Raw genomic sequence first — 13,693 nt, 5'->3', positions numbered from 1 at the left:
GGGTGGAGTGGAGGGAAATTCGACTCGACACTCCACCCGGGAGGGTGAACGATGCCGAGAAACGACGGGATCGGCGGACTACCGCGACAACTACGCCGGCTGCCCACCAACGCGGGCCCGCAGCACACCACCGCACACGACGACGTGATCACCCACGCCCGACGGCTGGTCACCCGGCACATGCCCCGCCGCAACGACGGCTGCCTGCCGTGCGGGCAGGTGTACTGCCGGCCGTTCCGCAAGGCGCTGGCCTACCTCGACCGGCACCGGGATCCGGCGGCCAGAAGAGTCCGTGCGGTACTCCAGCTACACGGCCTGCAGCCACCGGAAATGGTGCCGGAAAGGATGGACGACAATGAGCAACAGTGATCTTCCGGTCGAGGTCGGCGACGTGATCAAGATGTCGGAGACCGATTACCGGTACGGCATCGGCGCGCTCCGACTGCGGGTGCAGCACGTGGGCGACGTTTCGATCGAAGACGGGATCCGATGGGTGCAACTGATCGGCGCACAGATCAACTTCGACGGCCGGGACGGCGTCACCCGACACGTCCAGGCCCGGCTGGTGGCGCTGCTGCGGCCGGAGGCGGTGATCCGACCGGTCCGGCACCACCGGCCGGCACCACCGACACATCCGGCGGGCAGCCACGCCGATCCGGACCGGCCGGTCTGACACCGCAACCACGTGAGCCGGGACCACGTGACACCGTAGGCGGGTGAGGCGTACCAGGTGGTGGGCGGTCGGGGCGGCGGTCGGCGCGGTCGGCGGGGCGGTGACCGTGACGGTCACGGTGGTCGCCGGCCCCGGTCCGGGACTGCGCGGGTACGTCAGCGAGTCCGGGGTCGGCGACGGCGGCTACGTACTGGCGTACCAGTCGGGGCTGCTCGCCCTGGCGGTGAGCCTGCTGCTGCTCGCCGGGGCGCTGCGCCCGGTCCGCGCCGCCGCCGGGCTGCTGGTCGCGGCGGCCGGTGCGACGACGGTCTCGGCGACCGTCTCCTGCCGGGACGGCTGCCCGCTGCCGCCGCACGACCCGGTCACCGCGACCGACCTGGTGCACGGCGGGGCCAGCATCGTCGCCGTCGCCTGCTGCGTCTTCGCGATGATCGCCGTGTTCTGGTCGCCGGTGTCGACCTGCCCGCTGCGTCGGCTGGCGCTGCTCGGGGCCGCCGCCGCGCTGCCGCTGTCCGCCGCGGTCGGGCTGGGCATGCTGCTGGTCGGCGGTGGGCTGCTGGTCGGCACGCTGGAGCGGCTGCTGTTACTGCTGATCGTGGTGTGGTGCGTGGTGACGGCAGGACAGGTCATCCGCGACCCCGTCGCGCTCGCCAAGGAGCGGGGTCGTAGCGGCCGGTGGCGGCGCGGGCGGCGACGGCCAGCAGGTTCAGGTTGCCGGACCAGCCTTTGATCTTGGTCGGCACCGCTCCCGCCGGGTAGGCGCGGGTCACCGGCACCTCGCAGACCCGCAGCCCCAGCCGGGCCGCCCGCACCGGCAGGTACGCCAGCAGCTCGTACGCATCGAACACATCCCGGAACACCCCCACTCGAGGATCTGCGAGCAGCCGGGCCGAGTGGCCCCGGAAACCGTTGGTCGTGTCGGTGTACCAGGTCCGCGCGCCGGCCGACAGCATCGGTGCGTGCAGCAGCCGGATGCCGAGGTACCGGGACCAGGGCGTGTTGACCGCCACGCCGCCCGGGACGAAGCGGGAACCCTGCACGTAGTCGTACCCGGCGTCCAGCCGGTCCCGGAACCGGCCGATCGCCTCGACGCCGTCCTTGCCGTTGCCGTCCACGGTGACCACCCCGTGGTAGCCGTCGTCCAGGGCTGCGGCGAAGGCCATCCGCAGTTGCGCGCTGAGCCGGCCCGGACCGCGTTTGACCAGCACCGACCGTACGCCGTTGGCGGCCAGGAAATCGTCGGCGAGGGAGCCGTCCGTACTGCCCCCATCGGCGATCAGCACGTCCAGGCCGTGACCGTGGTCGTGCATCCGGCGCAGCTGCGCCCGCAGCCGGTCACCCTCGTTGATCACCGGAACCACCACCGCGTACCGGCTGCGCCGGGGGGCGAAGTCGCGCCGGTCGTGGCTCGGGATCCGCCGGTCGTGGTCTCGGGCCAGCGGTGGAACCTGGTCGCATGGGACCTGATCGCCTGGGGGGTCGAGTTGTCGGGTGCCGGTCAAGGCCGCTCACCGCACAGTGCCACGGCGTACCGGGCGGCGCGATCGACGGCGGCGACTGGATCGCCGTCCGACGGGCGCATCTCGACACTCAGGTACCGGTCGTAGCCGACGGCCCGCAGCGCGGCGACGAAGTCGGCGTGGGCGCGGTCCGGGGTGCCGACCGCCGCCAGGTCGGGCTCGCTGAGATGGGCGTGACGCAGCAGCGGAGCGAAACGGTCGGCGCAGGCCGCCGCGTCGTCGCCGGCCAGCGCCATGCAGGCGGTGTCCAGGTGCAGTCGCAGCCCCGGCGAGTCGACCGCCGCCACCAGCCTCGCCGCCTCCTCCGCCCGGACCAGGTAGTCGGCGCCGTACTCGGCGGGGTTGGCCTCCAGGCACAGGCTCGTCCCGGCGGCGTGTGCCCGGCGGGCCAGTCGGCCGAAGACGTCGGCGGCGATCCGGTCCGCCATCTCGTCCGGCAGGCCGTTGCGGCGGCGGTTGCGCGGGCTGCCGAAGACCAGCGCGGTGGCGCCCATCGCGGCACACAGGTCGATCACCCGGCACAGGTACGCGACCAGATCCTCTCGGCGCGGCCCGAACACCGTCAGCTCGGGGCGTCCGTACAGCAGCGACTGGGCGGCGACCACCGGCAGCCCGGCGCGGGCCCAGGTCCGCCCGTACGCGCGTGCCTGGTCGAGGGAGACCTCGGTCAGGTCCGGCCAAATCTTCGTGGGCGCCACCTCGACGCCGGCGACTCCCGCGTGGCGCAGCAGGTCGGCGACCTTCTCGTCGTCGGCTGGCTGCCAGGCGATGTTGCTCACCGCCACTTTGATGGTCGGCTCGGACATCAGACCGCCACCCGCTCTCCGACCGGACGCACGCCTTCTCCGGCCGGGCGCGCACCTGCCGCCCGGTCCTCGGCGAACTCCCGCAGCCGGGTGATCGTCTCGTCGCGACCGCTGACGTATGGCCCGTCGGCACCGAACACGGCGGCATGCCGGGTACGCATGTCGTAGTCGACCCGGGCCACCGTGTCGCAGGTCAGGGTGCGTCCGAAGACCTGCTGTGCCACGGTCTGCGCGGCGATCGGCTCGGTCGCCAGGTTGACCACGCTCAGTCCGGCGGCGACGGCCCGGTCCAGGTCGGCGGTGAGTCGCCGCAGGTCGTAGAACTGGAACGTCGAGTCGCGGTGGCAGAACTCCTCGGTCCGCCCGGTCGCCAGGTCGTAGACGAGGTTCTTGCGCAGGTCCGGCCCGAACAGGGCCGGCAACCGGACCACCAGGCTGCGCGGGTAGTGCCACTGGACGAACTGTTCCAGCCGGATCCGGTTGCGGCCGTACGCCTGCGGGTGGTCGGCCGGTTCGACGGACGTCGCCTCGTCGACGCCCTGCGGCTGCTGATAGACGTCGATGGTGGAGATGAGGACGGCTTCGTCGGCCGTCGTGGTGCGCAGGTGGCTGGTCAGGGCGTCGATCGCGGCGCGGTCGGCGTCCGGGTCGGCGTTCGCCCGCCATTTGACGCCGGGGGCGGCGCTGATCACCAGCCGGGTGAACCGCTGCCCGTCGATGGCCGCGACGGTGGCCCGGTTGACCTTGAGATCGTAGGCGCGTTGTCGGGCCAGGTTGCCGCCGACGAAGCCGGTGTGGCCGACCAAACCTGCGAGCATGACTCACCTCTCACTTAGCGACAAATCGGGATAAGATGGATGCTAGCTTTCTGCCGTGGGTAGAGGGGGCATTTCTGTTGATACGCTCATATTCGGCGCAGGAGTCTTCGGGCTGTGGGCCGCCCGGCGGCAACTCGCCGACGGCGGGTCCGTCGCGGTGGTCGACATCGACCGGCGCCCGCTGGTGCGGGCAAGCCTGATCAACCAGGCCCGCGGCCACAACGGCTACCACTACCCGCGCAGCGTGTACACGGCGCTGCGGTCGGCCAGCTACTACGAACGGTTCCTGCGCGACTTCCCCACCGCGGTCAACCACCGGTTCCGCAGCGTGTACGCGATCGCGGCGGAGGGTTCCTTCGTGGACGCCGCCTACTTCGAGAAGTTCTGCGCCACCGTCGGAGTGCCGGCCAGCCGGATCGACCCGGCCGAGTTCTTCCTGGCCGGCACCGTCGAGGCGGCGTACGAGACCGACGAGTTCAGCTTCGACGCACCGGCGCTGCGCACCGCACTGCTGGCCCGCCTCGACGCCCACGCGGACCGGCTGCGGTGGTTCCTCGGCGACACCGTGGTCGAGGCCGGACGCGACGGTACGGTCTGGCGGGCGACCCTGCGGTCCGGCACCCGGGTGGAAGCCGGCGTGGTCGTCAACGCGACCTACGCCGGCACCAACGCCCTGCTCGCCACGTTCGGCCTGCCGCCGGTGCGGCTCAAGTACGAACTGTGCGAGATGGTGCTGGTCGACGCCCCGGCCCACCGGGACGCGGCGGTCACCGTACTGGACGGTCCGTTCTTCTCGTTGATGCCGTTCGGGCACACCCCCTGGCACAGCCTCAGCGCGGTGGCCTACACCCCCCGGCTGACCAGCACCGACACCCTACCGACCTTTCCCTGCCAGCGCCGGACGCCGGGCTGCGCGCCGGGCGCCCTGGCCAACTGCGGGACCTGCCCCGCCCGGCCGGCCAGCGGCTACCCGTACATGCACACCCTGACCCGTCGGTTCCTGCCGACAGCCGGACAGCTACGCCAGGTCGAGAGCCTGTGCACGGTCAAGACCGTGCTGCGGACGGCGGAGGTCGACGACTCCCGTCCGACCCTGATCCGGACCGAGAGCGTGCACCCTCCGTTCATCACGTTGTTCAGCGGGAAAGTCAACACGATCTACGACCTGGATGAGGCGCTGTGCCGTACCAGACCTTCGTGAGCTTCGTGCTCTACTGCCGCGACGACCCGGATCTGGACCGCTTCCTGGCGCAGCTGGGGCCTTGGCTCAGCGAGCACTTCGACCTGCACGAACTGGTGGTGGTCGACGACAACTCCACCGTCGACCCCACCCCGTTGGTGCGCGAGTACGCGGACCGGTACCAGCTCAACGCGGTGATGGTCCGGCTGGCCCGACGGCACGGCGTGGAGGCCGGGATGAAGGCCGGGCTGGACCGGGCGATGGGCGACTGGGTCTTCGAACTGGAAAGCCCGACAGTGGACTTCCCGTTGAACGTCCTCGCCCGGATGTACGAACGCGCCACCACCGGCGGCTGCGACATCGTCACCGCCAGCGGCGACGACGGGCCGCTGCGCAGCCGGATGTTCTACCGCCTGGTCAACCGGTACAGCGACCTCGACACCCCGCTGCGTACCGAGCGTCTGAGACTGACCTCCCGACGCACGCTGGCCGCGATGCTCGCCATGCGGGAGAAGGTCCGCTACCGCAAGGCCCTGTACGCGATCCTCGGGCACCGGCACGAACACCTGCGGTACACCCGGACCACGGTGGACACCGCCGCACGCCGGCGGCTGGACCGGGAGACGTCGAGCCTGGCCTTCGACATTCTGCTGTCGTTCTCCGACTTCGGGCCACGGGTGGCACACCGGCTGTCCCTGACGTTCGGCGCCCTGTCGCTCGCCGGCATCGCGTACGCGGTCGCGGTGTTCCTCGTCAAGTCCGACCCCATCGAAGGGTGGACCACCCTGGCGATCCTGGTGTCCGGCGGATTCACCGGTCTGTTCCTGATCCTCGGGGTGCTCGGTGAGTACCTGGCCCGGATCCTGGTCGAGGTACGGGCCCGGCCGATGTACGCGGTCCGCGACGTGGTGGTCTGCCAACCGGCCGAGGCACCAGGGCGTACCGCCGGACCACCAGGGCCGTACCTGCACGATCAGGTGACCGGCGCACCGGACGACCGCCCGGCCGCATCGGCCCGTCCGGCCACATCGGACGACCCTGCGGCGACGATCGGGGCGGGGGCGTGAGCACGCTCACCCGGCTCACCGGGCGACCGACCGAGGACCCGACCAGCGACCCGGTCGACGCCCGGCGGACCCTGTCGGTGCCCGGCTGGCTGCCCGCCGCCGGCTGGGCGACGCTCGTCGGCGTACTGGCCGTCCTGCTGCTCTACTACTGGGACGGCCCGCCGTACAACCCGGACTCGTGGCGCTACTACGAGCTGTCCCAGACCCTCGGCGGCGACTTCTTCCGGATCGCCTCCCGGCACAGCTACCAGTCGCCCGAGCCGTACTCGATGGGCTGTGGTCCGCTCTGGCCGATTCTGGTCGGGGTCACCGCCGCGCTGAGCGGCACCGGCCCGCAGGCCGGGCTGCTGGCCGCCGCAGGCTGCGTGCTGGCCATGGCGGCGGTGCTGTCGGTGATCGGCCGACGCGTCGGCGTACCCGGACTCGGGCCGGTCGTCACCGTGGGCCTGCTCGGCTTCGTGCCGTTCCTCGACGAGATGCTCACCGCGCGGACCTTCCCGCTGGCCGGGCTGCTGCTCAGCCTCTTGCTCCTCGCGCTGGTCAGCACCGATCGGCGAGCGGCGCTGGCCTGGCCGGCGGCCGGGGCCGCCGGCGGCGGCCTGGTGCTCACCCGACCGGACACCCTGCCGGCTGTGTTGCTCCTGGCGGTGCTGCTGGTCGTGATCCGCCGCCGGGACTGGCGCTGGCTGCTGCCGGCCGGCCTGGTCTTCACCCTCGTGATGTCGCCGTGGGCGGTCTACGGGCTGGTTCACTTCGGTACGCCGTTCCCGGCGGACAACCGCATCATCGCGCTGGCCGTGCCGCAGCTGTACGTCACCGACGTGATCGACGTCGACCAGCTTCCGACCGCCGCCGACGACCCGATCGGCTGGCTGGCCCGGCTCGCCGGCAACGCGCCGGCGGCTGTCCTGCAGGCGGCCAAGGCCGCGGTCTGGGCACCCACCGTCGTGACCACCACCGTCGCCGCCGGCCTGCTGCTCCGCCGCGGCCGCAGACTGCAGCTTCGCTGCGGCCGCATCCCGCTGCGCCATGGGCCGCGATGGCTGCTGGTCGGCCTGGCCGCGCTGGCCACATTCACCGCACAGGTCGCCTTCTCCGAGCTCAGCACCGGCTACCTGAGCCGACGCTATCTCAGCCTGGCCGTGCTGCTGACGCTGCTGACCGCAGTCGTGCTGATCCTGCGGGCCCCGGTCCCGGCCCGGCTGACCGGGCGGCGGACCGGGCACGTCGTCGGCGTGCTGCTGCTGACGCTGCCGGCCGGCTGGGCGCTCGGACACCAGCTCACCACCGTGCCGGCGGACCCGGAAAGCCTCACCGGCGGCGTCGTCGAACAGGAGCTGCGGCGCTGCCGCAGCGACGGGACGCTGACCATCGTCACCAGCACGGAGGTCGGCCGGCACAGCGCCCTGACCGGCCGGCGGACGGCGTTCTTCCCGGACAACTTCGCCGACATCCCGGTCGCGCAACGGCGCGACTGGATCGCCACCTGGGGAGTCGACCAGCTCTACCTGCTGCCGCTGCCGGCGGACGCCGATCCGCGGACCGTCCGGCGACACGACGAGCCACGCTCGTTGCTCGCCACCGCCGCCCGGGTGACCCCGGATCCGTGTGCCACGGCGGGCCGGCTCTACCGGGTGTCACTCGGCTAGGAACGTGGACCTGGCTTGTCGTGTGGTCGCGCCGTTGATCGACAGAGGCAGCAGGTGCCAGCCGCTGGGGACCAGATGCAGGGTGGCCTGCGGGATGGTCGTGGCGGCGTGGCGGGCGTGGGCCGGGTCGGCGTCGCCGTCGTGGGTGCCGTGCAGGATCAGGGTCGGACAGGTGATGCCGGCGGTGGTTGAGTCGTCCAGCCTGGCCCATTGCCGAAGGTCGTTGTCCAGCCCGGCGGCGCGGTCCTCGAACGGGGTGAGCGCCGCCATGACGGCTTTGGCGTATGCCAGACGCTGGTCGTCGGCGAGGATCCAGTCGACGGTCGCGCGGCGGGCCTGCCGGTCGAGGGTGGACTCCTGGCGGACGAAGTCGTGCAGGGCTGCGCGGGGGAGGCGTTGGACGAGTTGGGCGGTCAGCCAGGTGCCGAGCGGGCTCAGATAGATCGTCTTGGCGATGGGCGATATGGCGGGGGCGTAGTGACGGGTGACGGCGGATTCGAGGATGAGCGCCTCGGCCCGTTCCGGATAGCGGCGGGCGAATTCGATGGCGATCGGTCCGCCACCGCTGATGCCGTAGACGACGACTGATGGACCTGCCTGGCTGGTTGGCTGGCCGGCACCAGCCGGTACGCGCGTGCGCTGCGCCGCCCAGACCGGACACCCCGGCCCGCTCCGCCTCCCCCAACCTTGTTGGGCGTTCGTCCTGGACGAACGCCCAACAAAGTACCACCGCTGTCGGACGCGGTTCCGTGGCCGCTGGACGGGCAGGCGTGGCTGGCTGGACGAGTAGGAGTGGCTGGACCGTGCCGACGCCGCGGACGGCAGGGCTCAGAAGAGCACGGTGGCGAAGGAGCCGACCCGGCGGAAACCGCACCGGTCGTAGACCCGACGGGCCGCGGTGTTGTAATCGTTGACGTACAGACTGACGGTCGGCGCGACCCGGCGCAGCGCGTCGCGGACCACCGCCGCCATCGCCGGGGTGGCCAGCCCCCGGCCGCGCCACATCGGATCGACCCAGACCCCTTGGACCTGCGCGGTGTGCCGGGTGACGACGGCCAGTTCGGCCTTGAAGACCACCGTGCCGTCGACGATCCGGGCGTACGTGCGACGGGCCCGGACCAGCTCGCCGACCCGCCGCCGGTAGCCGCGCCCGGCGTCCTCGGCGACCGGGGAGACGCCGACCTCCTCGGTGTACATGGCCACCGCCGCCGGGAAGAGCAGGTCGATCTCGTCGGGCCGGACCAGGCGTACCCCCGGGTCAGCTGGCACCGCCGGCGGCCGGTCGGCGATCAGCAGCGGCTGGTCGGCGCGGATCTCCCGGGCCGGACCCCACTGCCCGCCGATTCGCTCCCACAGCCCGAGTACGGCGTCGGCCCGACCGACGATCGACGAGCAGACCCGTTCCTCGATGGCGAGCCGGTCGGCAAACGCCGCGACCGCAGCCGGCGAGGCGTGCACCGGGGTCAGATGCCCGCCGAGCCAGCACAGCGACTCGAGTTGGCGGCGCGGCCCGTAGCCGAAGACCCGCCCGTCCGAGCGCCACCAGGCCAGTCCGCGCGCGGCGATCCGCTCCGCGACCTGCGGCGCGGCATAGGGGTCGAGGTCGAGGATTCGCTCCACCGCCCCACGCTCGGTCTCCCCGAGCTGCCGCACCGGTACCGTCAGCACAGTTACCAGCCTGCCAGATCCGATGCCGCCCGGCAGACCCGATCCGGGCACGGATGGTCAGGCGCTGCCGGGCACCGGGGGTCAGGCGCTGCCGCGCACCACCAGTTCGGTCGGCAGGATCACTGCGGCGTGTGAGTCGCCGGCCAGGTGGCCGAGCAGCAGCCGGACCATTTCGGCGCTGATCCGCCCCAGCGGCTGGCGGATGGTGGTCAGCGGCGGCAGCGACGCGGTGGCCACCTCGGAGTCGTCGAAGCCGCCGACCGCGACGTCCTGCGGCACCCGACGGCCGGCCCGGTGCAGCGCGGCGATCGCCCCGGCGGCCATCAGGTCGGAGCTGACGAAGACGGCGTCGAGGTCGGGGGCCTGGCGCAGCAACTGCTCCATCGCCGCCTCTCCCCCGGACCGGGTGTAGTCGCCGGTGACCACCAGCCGCGGGTCGGTGTCACCGAGCACGTCGTGGTAGCCGGCGAGGCGCTCGACCCCACCCGGGGTGTCCAGCGGGCCGGTGATGGTGGCGATCGTCCGGTGCCCCCGGGAGCGCAGATAGGAAACCATCTGCCGGGCGCCGTCGCGGTCGTCGGCGGCGACGTAGCTGACGTCGCGGCCGTGACCGAGCGGTTTGCCGCAGACCACGAACGGCAGGCCCCGCCCCTTCAGTTCGTCGATCAGCAGGCTGCCGGCGTGGGTGGAGACCAGTAGTGCGCCGTCGACGTGGCCGGCGGTGACGTAGCGGCCGACCCGTTTGCGGTCCTCGGAGGTGCCGGCGATCGTCAGCAGCAGGGTGATGTCCCGCTCGGCCAGCGCCTGGGTGCAGCCGCGCAGCAGGGCGTTGAAGTTCGGGTCCTCGAAGAGCCGGTCCTGCGGCTCGGACAGGATGAACGCCACCGAGTCGGACCGCTGGGTGACCAGGCTGCGGGCGTGCTGGTTGACCACGTACCCGGTCTTGCGGATGGCCCGTTCGACGGCCTCGGCAGCCGGGCCGCTGACGTTGTGCCCGCCGTTGAGCCACCGTGACACGGTGCCCCGGGACACCCCGGCGACCGCGGCGACGTCGTCCATGGTGGGGCGGGCCCGCTCGGGGCGGGCCCGGTTACGCTCGGTTCCGGCCACGGTCACATTGTCTTCCTTAGGCCTTGATCGATCCGGACAGCAGGTCGATCCGCCAGTACCGCTGCAGGGAGAGGAAGAGCGCCACCAACGGGATGATCGACAACAGCGATCCGGTGATCACCAGACTGTACAGGGCCGGGGTGGTCGAACCCTGGTTCAGCAGGGTGTACAGGCCGAGGGTGACGGGAAACTTGTCGTCGTCGGCCAGCATGATGAACGGCAGCAGGAAGTTGTTCCAGATCGCCACGAACTGGAAGAGGAACACCGTGATCAGGCCGGGGACCATCATCGGCACCGCCACCTGGCGGAAGATCCGGAACTCGCCGGCGCCGTCGGTGCGGGCCGCCTCGATCACCGTGTCGGGCACCGCCGCCGCCGCGTAGATCCGGGCCAGGTAGATGCCGTACGGGCTGATGATGCTGGGCAGCAGGACCGACCAGTAGGTGTCGGCCAGGCCGACCTTGGCCAGCAGCAGGTACTGCGGCACGGCGAGGATCACCCCGGGCACCAGCACCCCGGCGAGCAGCATGTTGAAGATCGCCGACCGGCCGACGAAGTCGTACTTGGCCAGCGTGTAGCCGCTGAGCCCGGACAGCGCCGCCGAGGCCGCCGCGCCGACCCCGGCGTACAGCGCGGTGTTGGCCACCCAGCGCCAGAACTGCCCACCCCGGTACGCCGACAGCTCAGCGATGTTGGCGAACAGCGCGTCACCGGGGGCGAAGGTGAACGTGCTGAACAGGCTCGATCCGCTCTTGGTGGCGGCGACCAGCACCCAGGCCACCGGCAGCAGGCAGTAGACCGCGCCGACCAGCAGCACGATCGTCGGCACCAGTTGCGGTCGGGGCCGGTGTGGTCGGCGGCGGCCGGCGGCCGCCGCCGGTTGCGGACGGGCGGTCGCCATCACCGCTCCGGTCCGAACGCCCGCCGCTGCACCAGCCGCAGGAACCCGAACGACAGGACCAGCGTGGCCAGGGCGACGATCACCGAGGTCGCGGCAGCGGCGTACCGGTCGTCGGTGGCGAACGCGTCCCGGTAGATCTTCATCAGCGGGGTCCAGGTCGACGAGATCGAGTTGGTCAGTGGGCGCAGCGTCATCGGCTCGCTGAACACCTGCAAGGTGGCGATCATGGTGAAGACGGTGGTCATCACCAGCGCCGGGGTGAGCAGCGGAATTTTGATCCGCCAGGCGATCTGCAGCTCCGAGCAGCCGTCGATGCGGGCCGACTCGTACAGCTCCGGCGGGATGGCCCGCAGGGCGGTGAACAGCACGATCATGTTGAACCCGACGCCACCCCAGAGCGCGATGTTGACGACCGCGTAGAAGACCGTGCCGGTGCCGAGCAGGTCGGGCTGCGGCCCGCCGAGCCAGTCGAGCATGTCGTTGAGCGGGCTGGTGGCGGGCAGGTAGAGGAACCCCCAGAGCAGGCTGGCAATCACCGCCGGGACGGCGTACGGCAGGAAGATCGCGACCCTGCTGAAGCGTTGCAGGCCGATCCGGGGGCGGTCCAGCAGCAGGGCGAACAGCAGCGCCAGGCCGAGCATCACCGGCACCAGCAGCGCGCCGTAGCCGAGGACCCGCAACGCCCCGGTCAGCAGCGTCGGGTCCGCCAGCGCGGCGCGGTAGTTCGCCAGGCCGGCGAAGACCTCGGTACGCGAGCCCCGGCCCAGACCGAGACCGGAGACCTGCACCTTGTGCAGGCTCAGGTGGACGGCGTACCCGATGGGCAGCAGGAAGGTCAGCACGAACAGCGTCACCGCCGGGGTGAGGAAGACGTACGGCACCGCCGTACGTCTTCCCCGGCGGCCGCCGCGACGGGCGGCCAGCGGCGCACCGCTGCGGGCGCGGGTGGCCAATGGCGTCACTGCACTCATTCGGCGCTCATTCGGCGATCGTGAAGCCGTTGTCGCGCATGTCGTCGACGGTGGCGGTCTGCATCGCGGCGACCGCGTCGACGAACGGCGTCCCGTCGGTGATCGCCGCCGCGAACGAGTCCATGTACGTCTGGTAGGTGACGTTGACGTTCGGCCCCCAGGTGAACCCGGCGGCGGTGTCGGCGATCTCCTGGGCGAGGGGGTAGAAGTCGGGCTGGTTGGCGAAGAACGCCGGCGGGTCGGCCAGCGCCGGGCCGGTCTGGGCGTCGCGGGCGGCCGGGTAGATGGCGGATTCGCGGACCAGCAGCTCGGTGGCGGCCGGGTCGGTGTTCATCCAGGTGGCGAACTCGACGGCGGCTTCCCGGTGCGGGGATGCCTCGGTGACGCCGGTGGACGAACCGCCCCAGTTGCCGGTGACGTCGGCCCCTTCGGTCCACTGTGGCAGCGGGGCCATCTCCCACAGGCCCTCGGTGTCGGCGGCGTTGCCGGCCAGCACACCCGGCCCCCAGATGGCGCTCGGCCAGGCCAGCAGGGTGCCGTCGTTGAGCGCCTGGTTCCACTCCGGGGTGTACATCGGCTGGTCGTCGACCACATCCTCGTCGACCAGGCCACCCCAGAACTCGGCGACCTGCCGGGTGGCGGCGTCGTCGACGCTGACCCGCCACGCCTCGCCGTCGATCGCCCACCAGGCTGCACCGGCCTGCTGGGCCAGCCCGGCGAACCAGCCGGGGTCGTTGGCCGAGAACGTGGCCAGGTAGTGGTCGGTGGTCCGCGTCCGCAGGTCCCGCGCGGTGCGGGCGAACTCGTCCCAGGTGGCCGGGACGGTCAGGCCGAACTGCTCGAACAGGTCGGCGCGGTAGTAGAGCATCATCGGCCCGGCGTCCTGCGGGATGGCGTAGACGGCGTCGGTGCCGAGAGTGACCTGCTGCCAGACGCCGTCGGCGAACGCGCTCTGCGCGTCGCCGGCCAGCTCGGCGATGTCGGCGAGCACGTCGTTGCTGACCAGGGTGGGCAGCGACTGATACTCGACCTGGGCGAGGTCCGGCGGGTTGCCGGCCTGGTTGGCGGTGAGCAGCTTGGTGACGATGTCGCCGCCGCCAGCCTGCTTGCTCAACGTGACCTGGATCTCCGGGTGGTCGGCGTTCCAGGCGTCAACGACCTTCTCGATGTTCGGAGCCCAGGACCAGAAGGTCAACTCGACCGGGCCGTCGTCACCGGAGTCGGCACCGCAGGCCGCGAGCATGCTGGCGGCAAGGCCGGCGGCAAGTGTCGTGACCACTGTCTTCGCGCCGAGTGAGCGTCTCATCTCCACCTCTCATCTTTCGCCCGT

At 71.6% G+C, this 13,693-nt stretch carries 15 protein-coding genes; 6 read left to right on the top strand and 9 right to left on the bottom strand.

From position 1 onward, the window contains the following. Positions 1 to 51: 51 nt before the first annotated feature. From O7621_RS15175 to O7621_RS15165, 3 genes are read left to right on the top strand one after another with little or no spacing between them, the layout of a single operon-like run. The gene (locus O7621_RS15175; protein ID WP_281553933.1) at positions 52 to 369 is read left to right on the top strand and encodes a hypothetical protein; all 318 of its coding nucleotides are present in this window, start codon (positions 52 to 54) and stop codon (positions 367 to 369) included. Continuing rightward, on the top strand, positions 356 to 673 hold the full coding sequence (locus O7621_RS15170) for a hypothetical protein (protein WP_282229875.1): 318 nt from the start codon (positions 356 to 358) through the stop codon (positions 671 to 673). The genes O7621_RS15175 and O7621_RS15170 overlap by 14 nt, the downstream gene beginning before the upstream one ends. A gap of 43 nt (positions 674 to 716) precedes the next feature. Further along, entirely contained in the window at positions 717 to 1,403 is a 687-nt protein-coding gene (locus O7621_RS15165) for a DUF998 domain-containing protein (RefSeq protein ID WP_282229874.1), read from the top strand. Here O7621_RS15165 and O7621_RS15160 read toward each other — a convergent pair. Genes O7621_RS15160 through O7621_RS15150 form a run of 3 tightly spaced genes read right to left on the bottom strand, consistent with a single transcriptional unit; the run spans position 1,300 to position 3,817 of the window. Beyond that, a complete protein-coding gene (locus O7621_RS15160) occupies positions 1,300 to 2,175 on the bottom strand; it encodes a glycosyltransferase family 2 protein (RefSeq protein WP_282229873.1) in 876 nt (291 codons plus the stop codon). The genes O7621_RS15165 and O7621_RS15160 overlap by 104 nt on opposite strands. Next, positions 2,172 to 2,999, bottom strand: coding sequence for a sugar phosphate isomerase/epimerase family protein (locus tag O7621_RS15155; RefSeq protein ID WP_282229872.1), 828 nt, complete (start codon positions 2,997 to 2,999; stop codon positions 2,172 to 2,174). Before O7621_RS15155 ends, O7621_RS15160 begins: the two co-directional genes overlap by 4 nt. Beyond that, a complete protein-coding gene (locus O7621_RS15150) occupies positions 2,999 to 3,817 on the bottom strand; it encodes a hypothetical protein (RefSeq protein WP_282229871.1) in 819 nt (272 codons plus the stop codon). The genes O7621_RS15155 and O7621_RS15150 overlap by 1 nt, the downstream gene beginning before the upstream one ends. Positions 3,818 to 3,872: 55 nt before the next feature. Between O7621_RS15150 and O7621_RS15145 the strand changes: the two genes are divergently transcribed. The 3 genes from O7621_RS15145 to O7621_RS15135 are packed head-to-tail and all read left to right on the top strand — an operon-like array spanning position 3,873 to position 7,713. Continuing rightward, positions 3,873 to 5,018: an FAD-dependent oxidoreductase gene (locus O7621_RS15145; protein WP_282229870.1), complete on the top strand. Its 1,146-nt coding sequence runs from the start codon at positions 3,873 to 3,875 to the stop codon at positions 5,016 to 5,018. Then, positions 4,997 to 6,064, top strand: coding sequence for a glycosyltransferase (locus O7621_RS15140; protein WP_282229869.1), 1,068 nt, complete (start codon positions 4,997 to 4,999; stop codon positions 6,062 to 6,064). The genes O7621_RS15145 and O7621_RS15140 overlap by 22 nt, the downstream gene beginning before the upstream one ends. Next, the gene (locus O7621_RS15135) at positions 6,061 to 7,713 is read left to right on the top strand and encodes a hypothetical protein (RefSeq protein ID WP_282229868.1); all 1,653 of its coding nucleotides are present in this window, start codon (positions 6,061 to 6,063) and stop codon (positions 7,711 to 7,713) included. The genes O7621_RS15140 and O7621_RS15135 overlap by 4 nt, the downstream gene beginning before the upstream one ends. Here the strand turns inward: O7621_RS15135 and O7621_RS15130 are convergent. The 6 genes from O7621_RS15130 to O7621_RS15105 form a co-directional block, all read right to left on the bottom strand. Beyond that, positions 7,702 to 8,481 (bottom strand): alpha/beta hydrolase, encoded by a 780-nt coding sequence (locus tag O7621_RS15130; protein ID WP_282234605.1) that lies wholly within the window; start codon positions 8,479 to 8,481, stop codon positions 7,702 to 7,704. The genes O7621_RS15135 and O7621_RS15130 overlap by 12 nt on opposite strands. Before the next feature lie 60 nt (positions 8,482 to 8,541). Further along, positions 8,542 to 9,381, bottom strand: coding sequence for a DUF4081 domain-containing GNAT family N-acetyltransferase (locus O7621_RS15125; RefSeq protein WP_282229867.1), 840 nt, complete (start codon positions 9,379 to 9,381; stop codon positions 8,542 to 8,544). A gap of 81 nt (positions 9,382 to 9,462) precedes the next feature. Continuing rightward, positions 9,463 to 10,491 (bottom strand): LacI family DNA-binding transcriptional regulator, encoded by a 1,029-nt coding sequence (locus O7621_RS15120; protein WP_282229866.1) that lies wholly within the window; start codon positions 10,489 to 10,491, stop codon positions 9,463 to 9,465. A 16-nt stretch (positions 10,492 to 10,507) separates the two neighbouring features. Next, the gene (locus O7621_RS15115; RefSeq protein WP_282229865.1) at positions 10,508 to 11,392 is read right to left on the bottom strand and encodes a carbohydrate ABC transporter permease; all 885 of its coding nucleotides are present in this window, start codon (positions 11,390 to 11,392) and stop codon (positions 10,508 to 10,510) included. Next, the gene (locus tag O7621_RS15110) at positions 11,392 to 12,363 is read right to left on the bottom strand and encodes a sugar ABC transporter permease (protein WP_282229864.1); all 972 of its coding nucleotides are present in this window, start codon (positions 12,361 to 12,363) and stop codon (positions 11,392 to 11,394) included. Before O7621_RS15110 ends, O7621_RS15115 begins: the two co-directional genes overlap by 1 nt. Positions 12,364 to 12,370: 7 nt before the next feature. Further along, positions 12,371 to 13,669, bottom strand: coding sequence for an extracellular solute-binding protein (locus tag O7621_RS15105; protein ID WP_282229863.1), 1,299 nt, complete (start codon positions 13,667 to 13,669; stop codon positions 12,371 to 12,373). Positions 13,670 to 13,693 lie beyond the last annotated feature (24 nt).

Source organism: Solwaraspora sp. WMMD937 (assembly GCF_029581175.1).
In the GTDB taxonomy this organism is placed as follows: Bacteria; Actinomycetota; Actinomycetes; order Mycobacteriales; family Micromonosporaceae; genus Micromonospora_E.
The sequence above is the reverse complement of the archived record's forward strand: the minus strand, read 5'-3'. Positions and strand labels throughout refer to the sequence as shown.

Coding starts and splice junctions, on each gene's coding strand:
- O7621_RS15105 (WP_282229863.1), bottom strand. CDS start 13,669: ATGAGACGCTCACTCGGCGCGAAGACAGTGGTCACGACACTTGCCGCC.
- O7621_RS15150 (WP_282229871.1), bottom strand. CDS start 3,817: ATGCTCGCAGGTTTGGTCGGCCACACCGGCTTCGTCGGCGGCAACCTG.
- O7621_RS15170 (WP_282229875.1), top strand. CDS start 356: ATGAGCAACAGTGATCTTCCGGTCGAGGTCGGCGACGTGATCAAGATG.
- O7621_RS15110 (WP_282229864.1), bottom strand. CDS start 12,363: ATGAGTGCAGTGACGCCATTGGCCACCCGCGCCCGCAGCGGTGCGCCG.
- O7621_RS15155 (WP_282229872.1), bottom strand. CDS start 2,999: ATGTCCGAGCCGACCATCAAAGTGGCGGTGAGCAACATCGCCTGGCAG.
- O7621_RS15115 (WP_282229865.1), bottom strand. CDS start 11,392: ATGGCGACCGCCCGTCCGCAACCGGCGGCGGCCGCCGGCCGCCGCCGA.
- O7621_RS15175 (WP_281553933.1), top strand. CDS start 52: ATGCCGAGAAACGACGGGATCGGCGGACTACCGCGACAACTACGCCGG.